Here is a 23,406-nt window from a genome sequence, read left to right as displayed (position 1 = left end):
GACATTTTCACCTTGTGGCTCAGCCGAGGCCCCGGGTGAAAGACACGTGGATCATGACTCGAGGTGAAACGATGACCAGCAGCGTCACGACTCTCAAGCCCCTGGCCGCAGCGATCGCCATAGTGATCGCCGGCCTGGGCAGCGCCTACGGCGCCGACAAGACCCTGTCCCCGGAAGAGTCCGCTTATCAGGGCAGCCCATCGGGTATCGACCCTGCTGCGGTGATGATGCCCGATGAGGAGGGCGCCCCCGCCATGTCGCGGGAGGAATTCGAACACGCCAAGGAGATCTACTTCGAGCGTTGTGCCGGTTGCCATGGTGTCTTGCGTAAGGGGGCCACGGGCAAGCCGCTGACGACGGATATCACCCGGGAACGGGGCGTCGACTATCTCAAGACCTTCATCACCTACGGCTCGCCCGCCGGCATGCCCAACTGGGGCACGTCAGGCGAGCTCAGCGACGGCGAGATCGACATGATGGCCCGCTATGTCATGCACGAGCCACCAGTGCCCCCGGAGTATGGCCTGCAGGACATGAAGGACACCTGGACGGTATTAGTCGCACCGGAAGATCGTCCCACCGAGCAGCTGAACGACCTGAACCTCGAAAATCTGTTCTCGGTCACCCTGCGTGATGCCGGCCAGATCGCCCTGATCGACGGTGACAGCAAGGAGATCGTCAAGGTCATCGATACCGGCTATGCGGTGCACATTTCCAGGATCTCTGCCTCGGGGCGCTACCTGTTCGTGATCGGCCGGGATGCCAAGGTCGACATGATCGACCTGTGGATGGAAGAGCCCACCACCGTTGCCGAAATCAAGGTGGGCCTGGAAGCCCGGTCGGTGGAGACCTCCAAGTTCGAAGGCTTCGAAGACCGCTACGCCATCGCCGGCACCTACTGGCCGCCCCAGTACGTGATCATGGACGGCGAGACCCTGGAACCGATGAAGATCGTCAGTACCCGGGGCATGACCGTGGGTACCCAGGAGTACCATCCGGAGCCTCGTGTTGCCGCCATCGTCGCCTCCCATCAGCACCCGGAGTTCATCGTCAACGTCAAGGAAACCGGCAAGGTTCGCCTGGTCAACTACGAGAATCTGGACGCCCTTTCCAGTGTCGAGATCGAGACCTCTCGCTTCCTGCACGATGGGGGCTGGGACAGCACCGGTCGTTACTTCCTGACCGCCGCCAACCAATCCAACCAGATCGTGGTGATCGACGCCAAGGAGCGCGAGCTTGAAGCCATCGTCGACGTGGGCAAGACCCCGCATCCAGGACGCGGTGCCAACTTTGTCGACCCCGAGTTCGGGCCGGTGTGGGCGACCAGCCACCTGGGCGACAACACCATCTCGCTGATCGGCACCGACCCGGAGGGTCACCCTGATCAGGCCTGGCAGGTGGTGCGCACCCTGGAAGGACAGGGCGGTGGTTCACTGTTCATCAAGACCCATCCTGAGTCCGAGCATCTGTATGTGGACACCGCGCTGAACCCGGCCGAAGCGATCAGCCAGAGCGTTGCCGTGTATGACGTCAATGCGCTGGAGGAGGGCTTTAGCGTGCTGCCCATCGCCGAATGGGCCGATCTGGGTGAGGGGCCCAAGCGGGTAGTTCAGCCGGAATACAACCGCGCTGGCGACGAGGTCTGGTTCTCGGTGTGGAACACCGCCGATCAGACCTCCGCCCTGGTGGTGGTGGACGATGAAACGCTTGAGCTTGAGGCGGTCATCAAGGACGAGCGACTGGTCACGCCGACCGGCAAGTTCAACGTCTACAACACCCAGCACGACGTCTACTGACGTCAGGGTGGGCCGCCGTGATGGCGGCCCGCCTGTCATTGAGCCTAGCTCGGGAGGTGACCATGACATCCGACGGCCTGGTGGCATGTCTGGACGACGTCGATCGCCGACTGCTTGATCGTTATCAACGCGGGCTGCCCCTGGTGGAGCGACCCTATGCGGCCATGGCCGAGTCCCTGGGGGTGACGGAACAGGCGCTGATCGAGCGTCTGGCCCGGCTGACCGAGATGGGCATCATCGGACGCGTAGGAGCGGTATTCAATCACCGTCAGGCCGGTGCCAGTGAGCTGGTGGCCGTGGCCGTGCCAGACCATCGCCGCGAGGCGGTGGCCGCCATCATCAGCGCCTGCCCCGGGGTCAACCACAACTACTGGCGCGAGCACCGCTACAACCTGTGGTTCGTGGTCACCGCACCGGATGACACCAGCCTCGAGCTCAGACTGACGCGGCTCGAGGCCCAGCTGCACACGCCGCTGCTGCGCTTACCCATGGTGCAGAGCTTTCATATCGATCTGGCGTTTGCTCTGCCCTGGACAGAACTGGAGGACGCATGACGGAGGTCACCGCAGGGCGATTCCAGGGGCTGTCTCAAGGGCTATCCCAAGGGCTATCCCAAGGGCTGTCCCGAGAACTGCTGGAAGGGCTAAGCGAACATGCCCTGGCGGGGGCGCCACACGAGCAGGACTGGCGTCACACCAGGCTGCGAGCCTGTCTGGAGCAGGGCCTGCCGCTGGTGCCTGAGCCGTTCAAGGCGCTGGCCGAGGAAACGGGGCTGAGCGTCGGGGAAGTGCGCGCGCTGATCGGCTATTGGCAGCACAGTGGCCTGATCAAGCGTGTCGGCCTGGTGGTGCGCCACCGCAGCCTGGGCCTCACCGCCAATGCCATGGTGGTGTGGAATCTGCCGGACGAGCGCGTCAATGAGGTAGGTCGCCGCCTGGCCAGTGAGCCCCAGGTCACGCTGTGTTACCAGCGCCTGCGCCGTCCCGACTGGCCCTACAACCTGTACTGCATGCTTCACGGGGTCCGTCGCGAGCGCGTCGAGGCCCAGATTTCAGCTCTGATCCAGCGCCACGCGCTCGAGCACGTCGAACACCAGGTACTTTTTAGCCGCCGTGCCTATTGTCAGCGTGGCGGTCGCTTTACCCCCGAGATGCCCTGAGCGGTATCGCCCCATCCACTACCGGAGGAGCCATGAAGATGACTGCCTCGAATCACGGCTCCACGGACGGAACCACCAGTGCCCACGTTGATGTGGTAGCCAAGCTGACCCAGCAAGAGCGCGACATCATCAACCGCCTGCAGCGGGGCGTACCGCTGACGCCAGACCCCTACGGTGACCTGGCCCAGGAGCTTGGCATCACCTCTCGGCAACTGCTTGACAGCCTGCGCGACTTGCTCGAACGCGGCGTGCTCAGTCGTTTCGGGCCGATGTTTCAGGCTGAACGCATGGGCGGCGCGCTGAGCTTGGCCGCCATGGCGGTGCCCGAGCACGATGTCGAGCGGGTGGCAGCGATCGTCAATGCCTGCCCCGAGGTGGCGCACAACTACCAGCGCGAACACCGCTTCAACCTGTGGTTCGTGATCGCCAGTGATGAGCCCAGGCGTACCGCCGAGGTGATCACGGAGATCGAAGGTGCCAGCGGTTACGAGGTCATTCATCTGCCCAAGGAGGAGGAGTTCCATGTCCATCTCCATCTACCGGTCTGAGGATCGCACGGCGGCCAGCACAGGCCGGCGTCTGGACGATGCTGACCTTGCTCTGATCGAGGCGACCCAGGACGGCTTGCCCCTGGTGGCGGATCCCTGGACCGCAGTCGGCGAGCGTATCGGCATGTGTGGCGAGGAAGTGCTGGCGCGCTTCCAGCGACTGCTGCTCACGGGAGTGCTGCGGCGCATGGCGGCGGTGCCCAACCACTACCGACTGGGCTACCTGGCCAACGGCATGACGGTGTGGGACATCGATGACGCGCGGATCGGTGATATCGGTCGTCGTCTGGCGCAGTGGCCCGGCGTCAGCCACTGCTACCGTCGACCCCGCCGCGGCCCCGACTGGCCCTACAACCTGTTCGTGATGCTGCATGGCCATCAGCGTGAAGAGGTCGAGCGCCAGGCCGAGCAACTGCGCGAGCTGATGGGAGATGCCTGCCGTGACCATCAGATCCTGTTCAGCACCCGCATTCTCAAGAAGACGGGACTGAGGCTGACGCGTCGGCAGCGGGAGGCATCATGTTCCGAGTAACCCGCTACATCGACAGCCTGCTGCATCCGGCACCGTTGCCTCCCGCGCGCAAGCCGCCGGGGCCGGTGGTGATCTGGAATCTGATTCGCCGCTGCAACCTGACCTGTCGCCACTGCTACACCGTGTCGGCGGATATCGACTTCGCCGGCGAGCTGACCACCGACGAGGCGCTGGGGGTGCTCGATGACCTCAAGGCGTTCCATGTGCCCGCGCTGATTCTGTCCGGGGGCGAGCCGTTGATGCGGCCGGATATCTTCACCCTGTCCCGCCATGCCAAGGCGTTGGGGCTCTATATCGGGCTATCCACCAACGGCACCCTGATCACCCAAGACAATATCGACGCCATCCAGGATGCCGGCTACGACTACGTCGGCATCAGCATCGATGGGCTTGAGGCGACCCACGACCAGATTCGCCAGCGCAAGGGCGCCTTCCGCGATTCCCTGGCCGCGGTGCGGCTGTGCAAGGATCGCGGCATCAAGGTGGGGCTGCGCTTCACCCTGACCCGGGACAACCATGCCCAGTTCGATGACATTCTGGCGCTGACCGCCGATCACGATGTGGACAAGTTCTACCTGTCCCACCTCAACTACGGGGGCCGCGGGCATCGTCATCGCAAGCACGATGCCTGGCACGACATGACCCGGGATGCCATGACGCGGCTGTTCGAGCGCTGCCGGGATGAGCTGGTCGCCGGTATCACCCGCGAGTACGTCACTGGCAACAACGATGCCGATGGGCCCTTCCTGCTGCGCTGGGCCAGCCAGCACTACCCGGACCGAGTGGCCGATCTCGAGGCGCGTCTGCGCGCCTGGGGCGGCAATGCCAGTGGTGAATACATCGCCAATATCGACAACCTCGGCAATGTTCATCCTGACTCCTTCTGGTGGGATCACCACCTCGGCAATGTCCGCAGCCGTCCCTTCTCCGAGATATGGCGCCAGGCCGACGACCCCTTGATGCTGGGGTTCCGCACCCGACCAAGGCCGCTCAAGGGACGTTGCGGTGCTTGCCGTTACCTGGCGATCTGCAATGGCAACACGCGGGTACGTGCCTTCAAGACCCAGGGGGATGCCTGGGCCGAGGATCCGGGCTGCTACCTCAGCAACGAAGAGATCGGCGTGGCTGACGCCTCTTCCTCGATGATTCTGACGTCCGCCTGAACGGGAGACCACCATGTTTATCCAAGCCCTCAAGGAGCAACTCGGTGAAGCGTCACTCTCCCCGGGAGAAGTCGCTATCGTGGGCGCAGGCCCCGGCGACCCTGGGCTTCTCACCCTGCGAGCTCTTTGCCTGCTCAACCAGGCCGACTGCCTGGTCTACGACCGCCTGGTGTCACCCGACATCATGACCTTGGCGCCGCAGGCGGCCCAGCGCTTCTATGTCGGCAAGGCGTCGCGCTGTCATGCCCTGACCCAGGACGAGACCAACCAGCTGCTGGTACGCCTGGCGGTGACCGGCAAGCGCGTGGTGCGTCTCAAGGGTGGCGACCCCTTCATCTTCGGTCGCGGCGGTGAAGAGGCCGAGATGCTGGTGGACAACGGTATTCCGTTTCGCGTCGTGCCGGGCATCACTTCGGCCCAGGGCTGCAGTGCCTACGCGGGCTTTCCATTGACCCATCGCGACTACGCGCAGGGTGTGACCTTTGTCACTGGGCATGCCCGTGCCGATGGCAGCCTGCACCTGGACTGGCCCGCGCTGGCCAGGCGTCGGCATACCCTGGTGTTCTATATGGGGCTGACCAATGCCGAGCTGATTCGCCAAGAGCTGCTGGCCAACGGCATGCCGTCACGGCTCCCGGTGGCGTTGATCGAACGCGGCACCACGCCCCAGCAGCGACGGATCATCACGACCCTGGACCGCCTGCCGGATACTATCCGCGACGAGTCGCTGACGCCGCCTACGCTGATCGTGGTGGGTGAAGTGGTGTCACTGGCTGCACGCCTCGACGCAGGCTGTCTGACGGAGGCGGTGGCATGAAGCTTGCCGGGTTGCTCGGTGTGGCGCTCATGGGTGTGATGCCTGGGCTGGCCATGGCGGCGACCACCGCCGGCAGTGTGGCACCGTCGCCGCTCTATCAGGAACACTGTGCCAGTTGCCATGGGGCCGACCGCCTGGGTGCCATGGGGCCGGCGCTATTGCCTCAGAACCTGGGGCGGATCAAGCCCGAGGAAGTGCGGCAGGTGATTGCCGATGGACGCCCGGCCACCCAGATGCCGGGGTTTGCCGATGTTCTGGACGCCGTACAGGTCGATACCCTGAGCGACTGGGTACTCAGTGATCCGCCGGTAACGCCGGACTGGACGCTGGACGACATCCGTGCCAGTCAGGTGGTGACGCAGCCCTTGGGGAGCCTCGACGACAGCCCCGAGTTCGATGCTGATCCCCAGAATCTGTTTGTGGTGGTGGAGACCGGCGATCACCATGCCAGCGTGCTGGACGGTGACAGCTTTGAACGTCTGGCCCGCTTTCCTACCCGCTTTGCCCTGCACGGCGGCCCCAAGTACAGCCCGGATGGTCGCTATGTCTATTTCGGCTCTCGCGATGGCTGGATCACCAAGTTCGACCTCTACCACTTTGAGGTGGTGGCAGAAGTGCGCGCAGGCATCAATATGCGCAATATCGCGGTATCTGCCGACGGCCTTTATGTGATGGCCGCCAACACCCTGCCGGGCAATCTGGTGCTGTTCGATGCCCACGAGCTTGACCCGTTGCGGGTCTATCCCGCCGTCGATAGCGAGGGTCATGGCTCCCGGGTCAGCGCCGTCTACGCTGCACCGCCTCGTCATAGTTTCATCGCCGCGCTCAAGGACGTGAAGGAAGCCTGGGAAATCCCCTGGCCGGTCGCTCCGGAGCCGGTGGTGGCTACCGGCCATATGGCCGAACCGCTCAGTGATGCTGGCCTACCCGAGACGGACAGCTTCGAGGTGCGCCGGATTCCCGTGCCGGACTACCTGGACGACTTCTTCTTTGACCCTGAGTATCGGCGCCTGATTGGTGCCTCCCGGGGCGGCAGCGGCGCCATGGTCATCGATCTGAACAGTGGCGCCAAGCTCGCCGACCTGCCGCTGTCAGGGATGCCGCACCTGGGCTCCGGGATTACCTGGGAGACCGGCGGTCGCCGGGTGATGGCGATTCCCCACCTGGCCAAGGCAGAAGTGTCGATCATTGATATGGACGACTACTCCCTGGTGAAGACGCTGCATACCGACGGCCCCGGCTTTTTCATGCGCAGTCACGCCAACTCCCGCTACGCCTGGACCGATGTCTTCTTTGGCCCGAACCGGGACCGCGTCCACGTGATCGACAAGGATCGCCTCGAGATCGTCGAGACGCTGATCCCTGAGCCCGGCAAGACCTCTGCCCACGTGGAATTCGACCGCAACGGCGAGACGCTGCTGCTGAGCCTGTGGGAGCGCGATGGCGCGGTGATCGCCTACGACGCCGACACCCTGGAGGAAATCACCCGCATTCCCATGGACAAGCCATCGGGCAAGTACAACGTGTGGAACAAGACCCACTACGAAGAGGGCACCTCGCATTGACTGGCCAGGCCCTCCGCCGGCGCCAGGCGGCGCCGCTGGGCCGGCGATCGGATGGCTGACAGGCTTGGCCGAAAGGCGCCTGCTTCAATCCAACGTTTAAAACAATCGTCGCAGTCAGGATTGACCCGCCAGGGTCGGGCTCGGATAGTGGAAAGGTGCATTACGCCCACACGGAGACCCCGCGTGACCAGTGCATCGGCTCACGCCGGGCTTCCATACACCTCTGGAGCTGAATCCATGCGACACAATAACAAGACGTTGCTGAACCTCTCTCTTGCTGCAGCTGCTGCAATGGCGCTTGGCGCTGCCAGCAGTGCCTCTGCGGCCACCCTGGACGACGTGTCCTCTCGCGGTGAGCTGCACTGTGGCGTCAACGTGGGCCTGTCGGGTTTTTCCTCGCCGGATGAAAACGGCAAGTGGCAGGGTCTCGACGTAGAAACCTGCCGAGCGATTTCCGCTGCGGTATTCGGTGACGCCGACAAGGTGGTCTACACCCCGCTGACTGCCAAGGAGCGCTTTACCGCGCTGCAGTCCGGCGAAATCGATGTGCTCTCGCGCAATACCACCTGGACCGCGACCCGTGACAACTCGCTGGGACTCAATTTCACCACCACCACCTTCTATGACGGTCAGGGCTTCATGGTGGCCAAGGATCTGGGTATCAGCAGCCTCGAGGACCTGAACGGCGCCTCTATCTGCATCCAGTCCGGCACCACCCACGAGCTCAACCTGGCGGATTACTTCCCGGCCAAGGGCATCGACATCAACACCGTGACCTTCGATACCCCGGACCAGACCGCGTCGGGCTTTGCCAGCGGCCGCTGTGACGTGCTCACTTCGGACACCTCTCAGCTCAGCGCCCTGCGCCTGCAGCTGCCGGAGCCTGACAGCGTCGAAATTCTGACCGAGCTGATCTCCAAGGAACCGCTGGGCCCGGTTGTCGCCCAGGGTGACGATCAGTGGTTCGATATCGTCAAGTGGACGGTCTTCGCCATGGTCAATGCCGAGGAGCTGGGGATCACCCGCGACAACGTCGAGCAAATGAAAAATGATCCGCCCAACCCCCAGGTGGCGCGTCTGCTCGGCGTTGATGGCACCTACGGTGAGCAGCTTGGCCTGTCCAATGACTGGGCCTACAACATCGTGTCTCAGGTCGGGAACTACGGTGAAGTGTTTGCCGATACCGTCGGCGAGAACTCTCCGTTGGGCATCAGCCGTGGCATGAATGCGCTGTGGAACGAGGGTGGCATCCTCTACGCGCCGCCGATCCGCTGAGACCAGGGCGGGCCTGACCAGGCCCGTCTTGACCCAGCGGGGTTGCTAGCGCCCTGAGCGAGGGCGGTGAACGGCCTCGCTCAGCCCCCCGTACGACGCGGCCCTGGCGAGTGCCGGGGCCGTCCGAGTTCCTGCGGATCGAGTGATGCCACCATGTCCACCCCCCCTATTGAACGGACGCCGCTGTGGCGGCGCCCCGCCTTTCGTGCGCTGATCATTCAGGCGCTGCTGCTGGCAGGCCTTGTGGCACTGATCGCGATGATGATTGGCAACGCCCTGACCAATCTGGAGGCCAGGGGTATCACCACTGGCTTTGCGTTTCTTGGCGAGCGCTCCGGCTTCTCGATTCCCCAGACGCTGATCGACTATTCCGGCGACAGCAGCTATGCCCGTACCTTCGTGGTGGGGCTTTTGAATACGCTGCTGGTGTCGGCGCTCGGGATCATTGCGGCCACCCTTATCGGCTTTGCCGTGGGCATCGCCAGGCTGTCGCCCAATTGGCTTTTGGCCCGTCTGGCCGCTGCCTTTGTCGAGATCTTTCGTAACATCCCCCTGCTGGTACAGATCCTGTTCTGGTACTTCGCGGTGCTTCAGGCCTTGCCCAGCCCACGTCAAAGCCTGTCGCTGTTCGAGGCCTTCTTTCTCAACGTGAGAGGGCTGATCGTGCCGGCACCGGTGCCGGAGCCGGGCTTTGGACTGACCCAGCTGGCTGTGCTGGTGGCAGTGGTTGCGGTCGTGGTGCTGGGACGCTACGCCAAACGCCTGCAGCAGCGCACCGGCAAGGCTCTGCCCGTCTACTGGCTCGGTGCCGGGTTGATCATCGGCCTGCCTCTGGTGGTATTTGTCGCCAGCGGTATGCCGCTCGGCTGGGAGACGCCTGCTCTCAAGGGCTTCAACTTCGCCGGTGGTGTCACCATCATTCCTGAGTTGATGGCGCTGTGGCTGGCACTATCGATCTACACCGCATCGTTCATCGCGGAAATCGTGCGTTCCGGCATCCAGTCGGTACCCAAGGGGCAGGTCGAGGCGTCCCGGGCCATCGGCCTGCCAGGCAATATCACCCTGCGCAAGGTGGTGATTCCCCAGGCCATGCGGGTGATCGTGCCGCAGTTGACCAGTCAGTACCTGAACCTGATCAAGAACTCGTCGCTGGCCACCGCCATCGGCTATCCCGACCTGGTGGCAGTGTTCGCCGGGACCAGCCTGAACCAGACCGGCCAGGCCATCGAGATCATTGCCATGACCATGGCGGTCTACCTGACCATCAGCCTGGTGGTGTCGGCGTTGATGAACGTCTACAACGCCCGCACCCTGTTGAAGGAGCGCTAAGATGACGGACCACCCCAAGCCTCCTTCCCAGTCGCCGATCCATCCGCCGAGCGACGATTCGCTCGTGCCGGGAGCGCTCTCCACCGAGCACACCATGATCGCGGCCCGGCCAGCCCCCGTGTCGCGGCACGGTGTCAGCGGTTGGCTGCGCAGTCGGCTGTTCTCCACGCCGCTGAATTCCGTCGTCTCGCTGATCACCCTGGTGGTGATGCTGTGGGCACTGGCGCCGCTGGTGCAGTGGGCCATCATCGACGCCGACTGGATCGGCACTACCCGCGACGCCTGTACCGGTGAGGGCGCCTGCTGGGTCTTCATCAGCGCTCGCTTCGAGACCATCGTCTATGGGTTCTATCCCGTGGCGGAACGTTATCGGGTGGATATCACCCTGGCGCTGCTGGTGGCGACCATTGCTTGGCTTGTGATCCCGCGGATGCCGGCCAAGCGCTGGGTCGTGATCTTTGCCCTGGTCGGCTTTCCGTTGGTCGCCTGGGTGCTGCTGCTGGGCGGCAGCTTCGGTCTGCCTGCCGTCCCTACCCGGCAGTGGGGCGGCCTGATGCTGACCCTGACGGTGGCCATCGTGGGGATTGTCGGCTCCTTGCCCCTGGGCGTGATCCTGGCGCTTGGGCGTCGCTCGCAGATGCCTCTGGTGCGCAGCCTGTCGGTGGTGTTCATCGAGTTCTGGCGAGGCGTGCCGTTGATCACCGTACTGTTCATGGCCTCGGTGATGTTGCCGCTGTTCGTGCCCAGCGAGGTGGAGTTCGACAAGCTGCTGCGGGCGCTGATCGGCATCATGTTCTTCTGGAGCGCCTACATGGCCGAGGTGGTGCGAGGTGGCCTGCAGGCCATTCCACGCGGCCAGGAAGAGGCGGCCAAGGCGCTGGGGCTTGGCTACTGGCGGCGGATGGGGCTGATCATCCTGCCCCAGGCGCTGAAGCTGGTGATTCCCGGCATCGTCAACACCTTCATCGCCCTGTTCAAGGACACGTCCCTGGTGTTGATCATCGGTTTGTTCGACCTGCTCGCGATCATTCGCGCCGGGCTCACCGATACCAACTGGCTGGGTTTTGCCACCGAAGGCTATGTGTTCGCTGCGTTGATGTTCTGGATCTTCTGCTTCGGCATGTCCAGGTACAGCCAGTACATCGAACGTCGCCTGCATACCGGGCACTGACAACAGCGGGCCGGAGGCACCGTGTGGGGTGTCTCCTGGCCGATACCAAGACAAGTGACAGGGGGACGCCGCCATGACGGCCCAAGCGACCAGTGCAGCCACCAACGATGCGCCGATGATCGAGATCAGCGGACTCAACAAGTGGTATGGAGATTTTCACGTGCTCAGGGATATCGACCTGAGCGTCAAACCCGGTGAGCGCATCGTGATCTGCGGCCCTTCCGGGTCCGGCAAGTCGACGTTGATTCGCTGCATCAATCATCTGGAGGAGCACCAGCAGGGCAGCATCACGGTGGGTGGGGTTCACATGACCCAGGACGTCAAGCGTATCGAGCAGATTCGCCGCCACGTGGGCATGGTGTTCCAGCACTTCAATCTGTTTCCCCATTTGTCGGTGCTCGACAACTGCTGCATCGCTCAGACCTGGGTACAGAAGAAACCCCGGCGCGAGGCCGAGGCGACCGCGATGGAGTTTCTCGAACGGGTGCAGATCGCCAACCAGGCCCACAAGTATCCCGGTCAGCTGTCCGGCGGCCAGCAGCAGCGCGTTGCCATCGCCCGTGCCCTGTGCCTGCGCCCGGAGGTGATGCTGTTTGATGAGCCCACCTCGGCGCTGGACCCGGAGATGATCAAGGAAGTGCTGGATGTGATGATCGAGCTGGCCCGGGAGGGCATGACCATGCTCTGCGTGACCCACGAGATGGGATTCGCCAAGACCGTGGCGGATCGGGTCATCTTCATGGATCAGGGGCAGATCATCGAACAGGCACCTCCCGAGGAGTTCTTCAACAACCCCCGGTCGGAGCGCACCCAGCTGTTTCTCAGCCAGATTCTGGGTCACTGACGGGGTCGCCCACCGCGTGGTCCTGGCGGCCGCCGGCGGCGGTCGTCAGGTGCTCGATGAAGCACCGAACGCGGGCCAGTTCGCCCAGTGGTTCCGGCGTCACCAGGTAGTAGGCGTCGGCACTGCTCATGACCCGTGGCGAGGCGAGGGCGAGGCGTCCATCGGCGAGCTCCGGCTCGATCAAGAGGCGTGGAATAAGCGCCAGGCCCGCGCCCTCGATGGCCAACCGAATCAAGGTATGAAAGGTGTCGACGCGTACGCCGTGGTAGCTGCGCTGACGGTGGATGCCCTGGTCAGCGAACCAGCGATGCCAGGCGTCAGGCCGCGTCGTCAGGTGCAACAGCCGAGCCTGATCCAGCTGTGGGGTACGCGGCAAGCGCGATGGTGCCCCAACCGCTACCACCTCCTCATCGCAGAGCCAGTGGCAGTCCAGCCCCGGCCAGCGCCCGTGGCCGTGAAACACGGCCACATCGATACCGTCGCCGGTCAGGTCGAAGGCTTCGCTACGGTCGCTCAGATGCAGGGTGATGTCGGGATGAGCCTGTAGAAAGTCAGGTAATCTCGGCGCCAGCCAGCGACTGCCGAAGGTGGGCAGGGTCGCGACTTTCAGCACGTCACCGGCACCGTGGTAGGTCAGGATGGTGTTGGTCGACATTTCCATCTGCGCCAGGATCTTGCGCACCTCTGAGAGGTACAGCGAGCCCTCCGGCGTCAGCACCAGCTGACGTCGCAGACGGCGGAACAGGGCGTGCTGTAACAGGGTTTCCAGCTGGGCGACCTGTTTGCTCACGGCGCTCTGGGTCATCGCCAGCTCCTGGGCTGCCCGGGTAAAGCTCAGATGGCGGGCCGCCGCTTCAAAGCACAGCAGGGTCGTGGTAGAGGGAAGGTGTCTGGGTTTCATAAGTTTCTGGACTGACAAGGCCGAGCATGACGATGGCCGCGGTCGATATGGCCCGCCAACTGCCCTGTCAGGGGTTCGGCGCGGTTTTTCGCATTCCTTTTTTTCATGCTAGCAGCGTTTTTTTTCGTTTGTCGCGGCTATTTGTCTCTGGTCTCATCGCAGGGTCCATCGCTCTAGTCAGGAGACTTGCCGGAATGTCAGCCGATATCGTGACCGCCAACGAGATTCGCCAGCGCTTTGCCAGCGCCATGTCGGACATGTATCAGGCAGAGGTACCACAGTATGGCGCCCTGCTGACCCTGGTGGCCGAGGTGAACCGGGACACCCTGGCCGCCGACCCGGCACTGGCCGCAAGACTTGAGGCCAGCGGTGAGCTGTCGCGCCTGGACGTGGAGCGGCATGGCGCCATTCGGGTGGGTACCGCCGAGGAACTGGCAACGTTGAGGCGGCTTTTCGCGGTGATGGGCATGTTCCCGGTGGGCTACTACGATCTGTCCGAGGCCGGGGTGCCGGTACATTCCACCGCTTTCCGGCCGATTGACGAATCCGCCCTGAGCCACAACCCGTTTCGCTTGTTCACCTCGCTGCTGCGCCTGGATCTGATCGAAGACGCCGAACTGAGGGACTTGGCCAGCGATATCCTGAGCCAGCGAGATATCTTCACCCCTGGCGTGCGTGAGCTGATCGCCATCCACGAGGCCGAGGGCGGGCTGACCGATGCCCAGGCTGACCGCTTCGTGGCTGAGGCGCTGGAGACGTTTCGTTGGCATCATGACGCGACGGTGGATCGCGCTACCTATGATCGCCTGCACGCGGCACATCGTCTGATCGCAGACGTGGTGTGTTTCCGCGGCCCGCACATCAACCATCTGACGCCCCGCACCCTGGATATCGATGAGGCGCAGCGGCGGATGCCCGCCCATGGCATGACACCCAAGGCGGTGATCGAGGGACCGCCTCGGCGCCAGGTGCCGATCCTGCTGCGCCAGACCAGTTTCAAGGCGCTGGAGGAAACCACGCACTTTCTCGGCGCTGATCAAGGGGCGCATACGGCGCGGTTTGGCGAGATCGAGCAGCGAGGCATTGCCCTGACGCCAAAGGGCAGGGCGCTCTACGACCGGCTGTTGGCCGAGTCTCGCGAGGCCACAAAGGGATTGGACAACGAGGCCCACCAGCGTCGCCTTGCCGAGGTCTTTGCGGACTTCCCCGACGATGACAGCGTGCTGCGCCGGGAGGGGCTGGCCTACTTTCACTACCGTGCCGTGGCGGAGCTTGACGACGGAGCCGGTCTCGAGCAGTGGATCGCTGCCGGCAAGGTCATGGCCGACCCCTTGACCTACGAGGACTTCCTGCCGGTGTCGGCGGCCGGCATCTTCCAGTCCAACCTGGGCGGTGAAGCTAGCGCCGTGACCCAGGGCAATGCCAATCGCGAGGCGTTCGAGTTGGCGCTGGGGGCATCGGTCATCGATGAGCTCGACCAGTATGCTCGCCGGGAGCGTGCGTCCTTGGCTGCCCTGGGCGTTGATGCCTGAGCGATCGATATCTGGCCGTTTGATGTGCCTGCACGATGTCTGTTCGATGTATGGGCGTGCCGTGAGCTGACTCGCGAGGCTTGCGCCACGACCCTGCGATATAAGGTAGGCTAAGGGACCCTGCCTCATCTTGCTGGAGTCCCTTGCCATGGATTGGCTTGCCGTCCTGTCGCCCTTGCCGCCGCTCGTCAGCCTGGGGCTGATTCTGCTGTCAGGGTTCACTTCGCTGATCAGCGCCTCCCTCGGGGTAGGCGGAGGCACGCTGCTGATCGTGACCATGGCGCAGGTGATGCCGGCAGATGCGCTGATTCCCGTCCACGGCATGGTCCAGCTCGGTTCCAATGGGGGGCGCCTGGTCATGAGCTGGCGTCACCTCCACTGGCCGCTGCTGCTGGCGTTTCTCCCGGGTGCGGTGGTGGGGGCCCTGGTCGCGAGCTGGCTGCTGATTCGCTTGCCGACAGGCCTGCTGGAACTGACCATCGCCGCCTTCGTCCTTTACACCCTGTGGGGGCCCGGCCTGCCCAAGCGGGCGCTAGGGCGCTGGGGTACCGGCATCGCTGGCGCTGTTACGACCTTGTTGTCCAGCTTTGTCGGCGCCAGCGGCCCCATGGTGGCGGCCTTCATCAAGCAGCATGGCAATCCTCGCCAGACCACCGTGGCCACCTTTGCGGCCTGCATGACCTTCCAGCATCTCACCAAGGCATTCGTCTTCGGGGCGGCCGGCTTTCTGTTTGCCGATTGGCTGGCGTTGATCGTCGCGATGGTTGCCATGGGCGTGGTCGGTACCTGGCTGGGACTGCGCCTGCTCAACCGCCTCTCTGAGCATCGCTTCGATCATGGCTTTCGACTGGTGCTGACGGCGCTGTCTCTGCGCCTGGTGTGGTTAGGTCTGTCACGCCTGCTGGCGTGAGCGATGAAGGCGCCCAGGGGCCCTTGGGGCGCTCTGTCCCAGTGCCTGCAAGGACAAAAGAAGCGAGCGATATACCGCCGAGTAGGTAGTCTCTCCAGGCCCCCAGGACGGCGAATTGGCATAGAGTGATAGATTCCTGTCACCCAGCCACAGCCTCTTTCGAGTCGTCTTGATGCGCCTGCCTTTCCATCGAGAACAGCCCATACAGCTACTGATCGCTGCCTCCATCGTCGGCATGATGCTGGTGCTGGCGGGGCTGTTGCTGTGGCAGTCGTGGTACCAGGCGAGAGCCTCGCTGGTGCAGTCGCTGGAGCGGACCAGTCAGCAGCTGTCGACGATGGTGGAAGTGCGAACCCAGGCTCTGCTGGAGCCCGCTCGCGCCATGCTCGGGGTGCTGGTCAGCGAAGCGGACGTGGACAAGTTCCACAGCACCAGCGGCGCCAATATGCTGCAGCTGCTGGCGGCCGCGGTAGGGGCCCAGGAGGTACTTGGCAGCGCCTACATCGGCAGCGACACCGGCGACTTCCTGATGGTGCGGCTGATCGAGCGTATTTCTCCCACGGCCATTCCTGCCGAGGTTGACCTGACCGGCGGTATCTACCTGACCCTGGTCCTGCACGGCGACTCCGGGGCCCCGCAGGGCTTGGCCAGTCGCCGGCAGGAGGAGGGCTACTGGCAGGTGCTGGATGGCCAGCTGCGCGAGATGCGTCGGTATCCGGTGGTCGACTACGGCTTCGACCCGAGGACGCGCCCCTGGTATCGCGACGCGGAAACCGATTTTCTGCCGCACCTGTCGGACCCTTATACCTTCTTCACCAACGGCGAGCAGGGAGTCACCCTGTCGCAACGTTCCCACAGTGGCCGGGCCGTGCTGGGTATCGACATGACCTCAGAGGACCTGGGCCGCGAGATTCAGCGATTTTCCACCGAGCCCGGGTCTCGTCTGGCCATCACCACGCCGGATGGGCTCTTGTTGGCGCATGACATCGACCAGGGCCAGGCGCCGCTGCCGGGTACCACGCTCAGCGATCTTGGCGATACCCCGCTGGTGACGCTGAGAGCGCTGAATGTCATTGAGCGGCCAGTGCGCTTTGCTCACGGCGACCAGCAGTGGTGGGGGCTGGCGCTGTCATTCGACATGCTGGGCAGTCGCCTGGCCTGGCTGCTGGTGGCCACTCCAGAGGCCGAGTTGATGGCCAGCATGCGGGAATCACTGTGGCATCGACTGTTGCTGTCACTCGGTCTGGTCTCGCTGATGGTGCCGATGGGCATCCTGTTGGCCCATCGCCTGGGACGACCGCTACGGGCCCTGGCCCAGCAGGTGCGCACTATCTCGGATTTCAACCTGGAGGCCTATCGTGGCGTGGAGTCATGGGTGAGTGAGGTATCGCACCTGTCCCGGGCTCTGGACACCCTGGTGCACCGGGCCGGCAAGTTTCAGCAGATCAACCGGATACTGGGGCGCGAGCAAGGCCTTGATGCCATGCTCGAGGCGATACTCGGGGAGCTGCTCAGCGTGACCGGTAGTCACCATGGCATGATCTATCTGGCCGACGAGGTACGGGCTGATCGCTTCGTGGCTACCGCCGAAGCAGGATGCGCTGACGCATCGGAGCCGCTGCCCGAGGTCCTCGAGATTGCCACGGCCAGTGGCCCACTGGCCGAGGTGCGCGAACAGCTGGAGGCGAGAGGGTATCTGGTGCAGTCGCTGCGTGATCGTGCCGACAAGCGCCTGGGCGTGCTGTTGCTGGCTCGCCCACGGCGCGATCACAATGATGGTCGCTGGCGCAACTTTGTCGCCGAAGTCTCCTCGGTTGCGGCGGTGGCGATCGATATGCGGCGCCTGCTGGAAGCTGAGGCTCGCCTGTTGGATGCGATGATCCAGCTGGTGGCCAAGGCCACGGATGCCAAGTCTCCCCATACGGGAGGCCACTGTTCACGAGTGCCGCAGCTGGCCGAGATGCTGATCGACGAGGTGGACAAGGCTACCCAGGGGCCTTTCGCCGCCATCAGTCTGAGCGATGACCAGCGGGCGACCTTTCATCTGGCCGCCTGGCTGCATGACTGTGGCAAGCTGACCACCCCTGACCACATCATGGAAAAAGCCACCAAGCTGGAGACCCGCTATAACCGGATTCATGAAGTGCGGACCCGCTTTGAAGTGCTGTGGCGGGACGCCGATGTGGACTATTGGCGGGGGCTGGCCGAGGGCCGTGATGCGACAACCCTGGCAGCGACGCGTTTACAGCGCCGCCAGGAGCTTAGCGATGCCTTCGCCTGTGTCGCCAGGGCCAACCAGGGCGGCGAGACGATGGGAGAAGCGCTGCAGCAGCGCCTGGTGGAGATCGGCAGCTGGTGCTGGCAGCGGCATTTCGATGATCGACTGGGGCTGTCCAAGGCCGAGCTGGCCCAGCTGGTCGATGAGCCGGTGCACCCGCTGCCAGCCCAGGAGCAGCTGCTCGCTGATCAGCCTCGTCATCGCCTGGCCTGGCAGCGCGCCTGTCCGCCGGTGCACCCGGAAGATCCCCTCAACCGCTGGGGCTTTGCCATGCAGCCCCCAGCCCTGGCCGAGCACCAGGGCGAGTTATACAACCTGAGCGTGCCTCGCGGCACCCTCAATGATGTCGAACGCTTTCGCATGCAGGAGCATGTGATCCAGACCATCATCATGCTCGAGTCGCTGCCGTGGCCGGCCCACCTGCGGCGGGTGCCGGAAATCGCCGGCAATCATCATGAGCGCATGGACGGCCGCGGCTACCCGCGCCAGGTCAAGCTCAGCGAGGCCAGCATTGAAGAGCGCGTCATGGCGCTGGCCGACGTGTTCGAGGCGCTGACCGCCTCTGATCGTCCCTACAAGGTCGGGCTTTCCCTGTCCCGCGCGCTGGAGATCCTGGCGGACATGGTCAGCGAGGGACACCTGGATGCCCAGCTCTTCCTGCTGCTGCTGGATAGCGGCGTATGGCGTCGCTACGCCGACAGCTTTGTCGCCAGCCGACAGCGCGATGATGTCGATCTGGCGGCGATCAAGGCGCGTGCCACACGGTCGGCGTCCTCCCACCTGGGGTGCTGACCCCCTAGCCTCCCCTTCATGGCGGTGTAAGCAGGCAAAAAGTATCGATGCTGCATATAGTTGTAGGAGCCCGTTGCGCCCTTGCGCGCGAGGATTCCCCCTAGGCAGCCGCCCCGGCGTACATACGAGGCTCGATCATGCACCGTCAGCGTTTCGTCGTCTCGATGCAGTGGCTGATCGGCGTCGTCATCGCGGCCGTCATGACGGTCATGGCGGTCGCGCTGCTGTGGTTTTCCTGGCATCAGTCCCAGCGCACCCTGGGCGCGACCCTGGAAGAAACGTCGCATCAGCTGGTCAGCACCCTGGAGGCACATACCCAGGCGCTGGTCAGGCCGTCCCAGGTCGCCATCGACATGCTGGCAAGTGGTACCACCGGTAGCGCCAGCGACTGGCTGGAGCAACGTCCGCTGATGGCGTCTGCGCTGGCCGCCCACCGCCTGATTGACGCCGTCTACATGGCCAATGGTGACGGCGATTTCGTGATGTTTCGGTCCGTGGAGCGGATGATGGAGAGCGTGCGGCCGGAGCTTGCCCATCACCCCGACGCCGCTTACCTGGCGTTGGTCGTGCCGGGGGATGCCAGCGCCGCGGACGCCAGCGAATGGCGACTGTACGATCAGCGGCTGAGTCCGCTTGGGCGAGAGCCTCTGGCTCAGTACTTCTTTGATCCGCGTACACGTCCCTGGTTTCAGCGGGCCAGCAGGGAAGGTACGTCTTACCTGACGGCGCCCTACGCGTTCTACTACACCGGCGAGATCGGCATCAGCATGGCACGACGTCATGCCGAGGTGGTGGTGGGGCTCGATGTGGCCTCCCAGGACCTCGGCCTGGGAATGGACAGCCTGCGGCTGACTCCGGGCACCCGCATGGCGATCGTGACGGACACGGGGCAGGCGCTGGCGACCACCACCAACAGCGCTGAAGACGACACTCTCAGTGCCTCAGCCAGCAACCCTGCCAGCAACCCAGCCAACTCCTCCTCCAGCGCATCCACGACCTCCAGCTCGCCCTTGAACGCGACGCCTGGCATTGCCCTGCTCGATCAGCCAGGGTCGAGCAGGGCGGTCACGGATGGCCGCCTGGCATCGATCGACGAGCTGAATTTTCCCGTGCTACGAAAGTTGAGAGCGCTGGAACACACGAGAGAGCACCTACCGTCGGGCGAGCAAAGCCCTGTGCGACTAGAGCACGAAGGGCGTCATTGGTGGGGGCTGGTGCTGCCGTTTGCGCGTCTGGGGGACCAGCCCACCCAGCTATTGGCGGTGGTGCCTGAGGATGAGCTCTCCGCCGGTGCGGGGCAGATGATCATCGAAAGCTCGGTACTGGCCGGCATGGTGACGCTAGCGCTACTGCCGCTGGGGCTGGTCCTGGGACGGCGTCTTGGGCGGCCGCTGCAGCGGTTGTCCGAGCAGGTGGAAGCGCTGGGCCGCTACGACTTCGCCGGTTGCCACGGAGTGAGCTCGCGAGTGTCGGAGGTCAGGGGGCTGAGTCTGGCCCTGGGGCGCTTGTCCCGGGGCGTGGAAGGGTTTGGGCGCATCACCCGCGTACTCAACAGCGAGCCGCAGCTGGCACCGATGCTGACCAGTATCCTCGAAGACTTGCTGCAGGGTGCTGGCAGCCGCTCCGGCGCCATCTATCTGGCCGATGAACATAACGAGAGGCGCTTTGAGCGCGTGGCGCAGTCGGGTGAGGCCCGTGACCCGGACAGCGACCCCAGGGCACCTGCGCTGGCACTTGAAGGGTCTCCCGAAGGTGCCCTGGCGCGGCTTGAGGCTGACTTTGATCAGCACGGCTATCTGCTGCAGCCGCTGTGCAATCGAGAGGGGGCGATTCTGGGACTGCTGGCGGTGGCCTTGCGTTCGACCGACGACGATGACCTGCACTGGCGTGCCTTTGTGAAGGAGGTGTCGTCCGCGGCGGCGGTGGCCATCGACCTGCGCAGGTTGCTCCAGGGCGAGGCGCGTCTGCTGGACGGCATCGTCAAGCTGGTGGCCCGTGCCATCGATGCCAAGTCACCGCATACCGGCAGTCATTGCTCGCGGGTCCCCGCCCTGGCGGAGTTGATCGTCAATGCCATAGAGCGAGCGGATTCGGGGGCCTTTGCCGAGGTCCACTTTGATCAGCGCCAGCGCAGTGCCTTTCATCTGGCCGCATGGCTGCATGATTGCGGCAAGCTGGCCATTCCCGACGAGGTGATGGAAAAGGCCACCAAGCTGGAAGCCCGACATGATCGCATTCATGAAATCCGCACTCGCTTCGACGTGTTGTGGCGAGATGCCGACGTGGCCTATTGGCAGGGCCGGGCTCACGGTGGTGATCCGGTCATTCTCGAACGGCGGCGGCATGCCCGCCAGCAAGAGCTCACCGCCGCCTTCGAGTGCGTAGCCGAGGCCAATCGTGGCGGCGAAGCCATCAGTGACGCCTTGCTCGAGCAACTGGCCACGATCGCCGAGTGGCGCTGGTGGCGCCACTTTGACGATCGCCTGGGGCTGTCTCGGGATGAGCTGGCACGCATGGCGCGGGAGCCTGTACGTCGTCTGCCCGCTGAGGAGCGCTTGCTCGCTGATCTGCCGCGCCACGAGATTCCCTGGCATCGCTCGCGGCCCGCGGTGGAACGCGGCGATCCGGACAATCGTTGGCAGTTTGACATGTCACCCTGTCCGCTGGCGGGTCATCACGGCGAGCTTTACAACCTGTCGGTTCGCCGCGGTACGCTCAATGATGTCGAACGCTTTCGCATTCAGGAGCATGTGATCCAGACGATCATGATGCTCGAGGCGCTGCCATGGCCGGCGCATCTGCGCCAGGTGCCCTCGATTGCCGGCAATCATCATGAGCGCATGGATGGTACGGGGTATCCTCGGCGCCTGAAGCTGAAGGAAGCGAGCCTCGAGGAAAAAGTGATGGTGATGGCCGATGTGTTCGAGGCGCTGACCGCTGCAGACCGTCCCTACAAGGCCGCCATGACGCTGTCGCGGGCGTTGGCGCTGCTGGCGGACATGGTGCGCGATGGCCATCTGGACCCCGACCTGTACCGGCTGCTGCTGGAGCAGCGAGTCTATCGGGATTTTGCCAAGCGTTTCCTCAAGCCGGGGCAGTGGGACAAGGTGGATCCACAGGCGCTGCTGGTGCGCGCGGGCCTCGAGGGAGACGCTGCGGATTGAGGGCTGGCGAAGGCGCCTGCACAAAATAGGCAATGTCATACCGCTATTGATGGCAAAGCCACGTTAATTGGGCCTGTACAGTCGGTGTAAGTGGGTCATAATGCCGTCAGTGCAGTCGGATAAATCGCAGGGGTTTTGGATAATGGTGACCACAAGGTATTCCGTGTGGCGGTCGCTGACCATGCTGATAGCGCTGGTGGTGACGTGCCTGATGGTACAGTCGGCTCACGCCGGCAATCCGCGCTACGCCGGTATCGTGGTAGACGCCGAGACGCATGAGATCCTCTATGCAGAACATGCCGACGAGTCGCGTTACCCCGCCTCGCTGACCAAGATGATGACGCTCTACATGCTGTTCGAGTCGCTCGAGGGGCGGTCCATGAGTCTGGGGCAACCGCTGCCCGTGTCGTCCCATGCGGCGTCAATGCCAGCGACCAAGCTATGGCTCAAGCCCGGGGATACCATTCCCGTGGAAAAGGCCATCCAGGCGCTGATCGTGCGCTCGGCCAATGACGTGGCCGTGGTGGTGGCGGAGTCGCTGGGCGGCACCGAGTCCCACTTTGCGGAAATGATGACGCGCAAGGCGCGTAGTCTCGGGATGAACAACACCACCTTCCGCAACGCCTCGGGCCTGCCGGATTCAGGGCAGGTGACTACCGCCCGGGACATGGTGATCCTGGCCCGGCGCTTGATGCTGGACTTCCCCCAGTACTACCCCTACTTCTCGCTGACGGAATTTACCTGGCGCGGCACACGGCATACCGGCCATAACCGGCTGTTGACCAAGTACCCCGGAACCGATGGCCTGAAGACCGGTTTCATCCGTGCGTCAGGCTTCAATGTGGCGACGTCGGCGACCCGCAACGGACGCCGCATGGTGGCCGTAGTCATGGGGGGGTATACCGCCGCGTCCCGGGATGAACAGATGATGAGTGTGCTGGATCGTGGCTTTCTGCGCGCTTCCCTGTCGGATGGCCGCGGCTTTCTTGCCAGCACCGATGTATCTGGCGGCGAGTTGATGGCACCACGTCAGCGCGGATTGATCTCAGCCCCTGTGCCAACGTCATCACGCCTGGCCCAGACCTCGTCCAATGTGGTGCAGCCGTCGCGGGTCGAGACCATCGTGCCGCCTGCCCAGGTTGCCAGTCGCCAGAGTGCAGGGACGCCCGTGCGCTTCGAGTCGTCGACGCCGGTGATCTCTGGCACCCGGCCCCAGACGGACCCGCTGCGTCGACTGATGGATGATGCCCCTAGCTCGGCCCCTGCGGTGGCGTCCATTCCTGTCGCCGCCTCGGTGCCGACCGCGACTCGCCCAGAGCCCAGGGCGACGGCGTCGTCGGCACCCAGCGTTGCGCAGACCGGCGACTGGGGGGTTCAGGTGGGCGCGTTCAGCGACATGGACAGCGCCCGCAGCCAGGCCAGCCAGGCGGCCAATCGCCTGGCAAGCGAGATGTCCCATGCTCGCGTGGCTGTCGCCAGGGCGGATAACGCCAACATCTATCGCGCGCAGGTCCTGGACCTTCAGGAGGGGCAGGCGCGTTCGGCCTGCCGTCGCCTGATGGAGCAGGGCATGGACTGTATGGTGGTGCAGGCGAGTCTGTAAGCACCTTGGTGCCAGCCCCGCCTGTCC

18 protein-coding genes are annotated in these 23,406 nt (G+C 64.0%); 17 read left to right on the top strand and 1 reads right to left on the bottom strand.

From position 1 onward, the window contains the following. Positions 1-71 precede the first annotated feature (71 nt). From KUV86_RS05715 to KUV86_RS05660, 12 genes are all read left to right on the top strand, one after another. Positions 72-1,796 carry a nitrite reductase gene (locus KUV86_RS05715; protein WP_222483996.1) on the top strand — a complete coding sequence of 575 codons (1,725 nt, stop codon included), beginning with the start codon at positions 72-74 and terminating at the stop codon, positions 1,794-1,796. A gap of 62 nt (positions 1,797-1,858) precedes the next feature. Next, positions 1,859-2,350, top strand: coding sequence for an Lrp/AsnC family transcriptional regulator (locus KUV86_RS05710; protein ID WP_261397554.1), 492 nt, complete (start codon positions 1,859-1,861; stop codon positions 2,348-2,350). Next, entirely contained in the window at positions 2,347-2,955 is a 609-nt protein-coding gene (locus KUV86_RS05705) for an AsnC family protein (RefSeq protein WP_222483995.1), read from the top strand. Before KUV86_RS05710 ends, KUV86_RS05705 begins: the two co-directional genes overlap by 4 nt. Before the next feature lie 32 nt (positions 2,956-2,987). Beyond that, positions 2,988-3,503 (top strand): Lrp/AsnC family transcriptional regulator, encoded by a 516-nt coding sequence (locus KUV86_RS05700; protein WP_261397553.1) that lies wholly within the window; start codon positions 2,988-2,990, stop codon positions 3,501-3,503. Beyond that, positions 3,478-4,035, top strand: a complete 558-nt coding sequence (locus KUV86_RS05695) for an Lrp/AsnC family transcriptional regulator (protein ID WP_222483994.1) — start codon at positions 3,478-3,480, stop codon at positions 4,033-4,035. The genes KUV86_RS05700 and KUV86_RS05695 overlap by 26 nt, the downstream gene beginning before the upstream one ends. Continuing rightward, entirely contained in the window at positions 4,023-5,198 is a 1,176-nt protein-coding gene (nirJ, locus tag KUV86_RS05690) for a heme d1 biosynthesis radical SAM protein NirJ (RefSeq protein WP_222483993.1), read from the top strand. Before KUV86_RS05695 ends, nirJ begins: the two co-directional genes overlap by 13 nt. Positions 5,199-5,211: 13 nt before the next feature. Continuing rightward, positions 5,212-6,015: a uroporphyrinogen-III C-methyltransferase gene (cobA, locus tag KUV86_RS05685; protein ID WP_222483992.1), complete on the top strand. Its 804-nt coding sequence runs from the start codon at positions 5,212-5,214 to the stop codon at positions 6,013-6,015. Continuing rightward, the gene (locus KUV86_RS05680; protein ID WP_261395917.1) at positions 6,012-7,580 is read left to right on the top strand and encodes a nitrite reductase; all 1,569 of its coding nucleotides are present in this window, start codon (positions 6,012-6,014) and stop codon (positions 7,578-7,580) included. The genes cobA and KUV86_RS05680 overlap by 4 nt, the downstream gene beginning before the upstream one ends. A gap of 237 nt (positions 7,581-7,817) precedes the next feature. Beyond that, positions 7,818-8,855 (top strand): amino acid ABC transporter substrate-binding protein, encoded by a 1,038-nt coding sequence (locus tag KUV86_RS05675; RefSeq protein ID WP_222238975.1) that lies wholly within the window; start codon positions 7,818-7,820, stop codon positions 8,853-8,855. A gap of 153 nt (positions 8,856-9,008) precedes the next feature. Beyond that, the gene (locus KUV86_RS05670) at positions 9,009-10,184 is read left to right on the top strand and encodes an amino acid ABC transporter permease (RefSeq protein WP_206943792.1); all 1,176 of its coding nucleotides are present in this window, start codon (positions 9,009-9,011) and stop codon (positions 10,182-10,184) included. A 94-nt stretch (positions 10,185-10,278) separates the two neighbouring features. After that, a complete protein-coding gene (locus tag KUV86_RS05665) occupies positions 10,279-11,355 on the top strand; it encodes an amino acid ABC transporter permease (protein ID WP_222162534.1) in 1,077 nt (358 codons plus the stop codon). 115 nt (positions 11,356-11,470) lie between these two features. Next, a complete protein-coding gene (locus tag KUV86_RS05660; protein WP_206943953.1) occupies positions 11,471-12,199 on the top strand; it encodes an amino acid ABC transporter ATP-binding protein in 729 nt (242 codons plus the stop codon). Here the strand turns inward: KUV86_RS05660 and KUV86_RS05655 are convergent. Continuing rightward, positions 12,177-13,100 carry a LysR substrate-binding domain-containing protein gene (locus tag KUV86_RS05655; RefSeq protein WP_222483990.1) on the bottom strand — a complete coding sequence of 308 codons (924 nt, stop codon included), beginning with the start codon at positions 13,098-13,100 and terminating at the stop codon, positions 12,177-12,179. The genes KUV86_RS05660 and KUV86_RS05655 overlap by 23 nt on opposite strands. Positions 13,101-13,294: 194 nt before the next feature. Here KUV86_RS05655 and KUV86_RS05650 point away from each other — a divergent pair, with 194 nt between their 5' ends. The 5 genes from KUV86_RS05650 to KUV86_RS05630 all read left to right on the top strand — a co-directional run bounded on the left by KUV86_RS05650 (position 13,295) and on the right by KUV86_RS05630 (position 23,379). Further along, on the top strand, positions 13,295-14,632 hold the full coding sequence (locus tag KUV86_RS05650) for a VOC family protein (protein WP_222483989.1): 1,338 nt from the start codon (positions 13,295-13,297) through the stop codon (positions 14,630-14,632). A 148-nt stretch (positions 14,633-14,780) separates the two neighbouring features. Then, on the top strand, positions 14,781-15,542 hold the full coding sequence (locus KUV86_RS05645; RefSeq protein ID WP_222483988.1) for a sulfite exporter TauE/SafE family protein: 762 nt from the start codon (positions 14,781-14,783) through the stop codon (positions 15,540-15,542). A 172-nt stretch (positions 15,543-15,714) separates the two neighbouring features. Beyond that, complete coding sequence (locus KUV86_RS05640; protein ID WP_222483987.1) at positions 15,715-18,612, top strand: HD domain-containing phosphohydrolase; 2,898 nt, start codon at positions 15,715-15,717, stop codon at positions 18,610-18,612. A gap of 137 nt (positions 18,613-18,749) precedes the next feature. Then, positions 18,750-21,776: an HD domain-containing phosphohydrolase gene (locus tag KUV86_RS19905; protein ID WP_261397552.1), complete on the top strand. Its 3,027-nt coding sequence runs from the start codon at positions 18,750-18,752 to the stop codon at positions 21,774-21,776. A 142-nt stretch (positions 21,777-21,918) separates the two neighbouring features. Beyond that, a complete protein-coding gene (locus KUV86_RS05630; RefSeq protein WP_222483986.1) occupies positions 21,919-23,379 on the top strand; it encodes a serine hydrolase in 1,461 nt (486 codons plus the stop codon). Positions 23,380-23,406 lie beyond the last annotated feature (27 nt).

Origin of the sequence: Halomonas sp. DP8Y7-3 (assembly GCF_019801675.1) — a bacterium.
GTDB classification, from domain to species: Bacteria; Pseudomonadota; Gammaproteobacteria; order Pseudomonadales; family Halomonadaceae; genus Halomonas; species Halomonas litopenaei_A.
Note: the sequence above shows the minus strand (reverse complement) of the source record. Positions and strands in the feature narration are given on the sequence as shown.

Bases quoted from the DNA above. Each gene is read 5' to 3' on its own strand.
- KUV86_RS05700 (WP_261397553.1), top strand. From the start codon at position 2,988: ATGAAGATGACTGCCTCGAATCACGGCTCCACGGACGGAACCACCAGT.
- KUV86_RS05710 (WP_261397554.1), top strand. From the start codon at position 1,859: ATGACATCCGACGGCCTGGTGGCATGTCTGGACGACGTCGATCGCCGA.
- KUV86_RS05640 (WP_222483987.1), top strand. From the start codon at position 15,715: ATGCGCCTGCCTTTCCATCGAGAACAGCCCATACAGCTACTGATCGCT.
- KUV86_RS05675 (WP_222238975.1), top strand. From the start codon at position 7,818: ATGCGACACAATAACAAGACGTTGCTGAACCTCTCTCTTGCTGCAGCT.
- KUV86_RS05660 (WP_206943953.1), top strand. From the start codon at position 11,471: ATGATCGAGATCAGCGGACTCAACAAGTGGTATGGAGATTTTCACGTG.
- KUV86_RS05705 (WP_222483995.1), top strand. From the start codon at position 2,347: ATGACGGAGGTCACCGCAGGGCGATTCCAGGGGCTGTCTCAAGGGCTA.
- KUV86_RS05670 (WP_206943792.1), top strand. From the start codon at position 9,009: ATGTCCACCCCCCCTATTGAACGGACGCCGCTGTGGCGGCGCCCCGCC.
- KUV86_RS05680 (WP_261395917.1), top strand. From the start codon at position 6,012: ATGAAGCTTGCCGGGTTGCTCGGTGTGGCGCTCATGGGTGTGATGCCT.
- nirJ (WP_222483993.1), top strand. From the start codon at position 4,023: ATGTTCCGAGTAACCCGCTACATCGACAGCCTGCTGCATCCGGCACCG.
- KUV86_RS05665 (WP_222162534.1), top strand. From the start codon at position 10,279: ATGATCGCGGCCCGGCCAGCCCCCGTGTCGCGGCACGGTGTCAGCGGT.
- cobA (WP_222483992.1), top strand. From the start codon at position 5,212: ATGTTTATCCAAGCCCTCAAGGAGCAACTCGGTGAAGCGTCACTCTCC.
- KUV86_RS05645 (WP_222483988.1), top strand. From the start codon at position 14,781: ATGGATTGGCTTGCCGTCCTGTCGCCCTTGCCGCCGCTCGTCAGCCTG.
- KUV86_RS05655 (WP_222483990.1), bottom strand. From the start codon at position 13,100: ATGAAACCCAGACACCTTCCCTCTACCACGACCCTGCTGTGCTTTGAA.
- KUV86_RS05650 (WP_222483989.1), top strand. From the start codon at position 13,295: ATGTCAGCCGATATCGTGACCGCCAACGAGATTCGCCAGCGCTTTGCC.
- KUV86_RS05695 (WP_222483994.1), top strand. From the start codon at position 3,478: ATGTCCATCTCCATCTACCGGTCTGAGGATCGCACGGCGGCCAGCACA.
- KUV86_RS19905 (WP_261397552.1), top strand. From the start codon at position 18,750: ATGCACCGTCAGCGTTTCGTCGTCTCGATGCAGTGGCTGATCGGCGTC.
- KUV86_RS05630 (WP_222483986.1), top strand. From the start codon at position 21,919: ATGGTGACCACAAGGTATTCCGTGTGGCGGTCGCTGACCATGCTGATA.
- KUV86_RS05715 (WP_222483996.1), top strand. From the start codon at position 72: ATGACCAGCAGCGTCACGACTCTCAAGCCCCTGGCCGCAGCGATCGCC.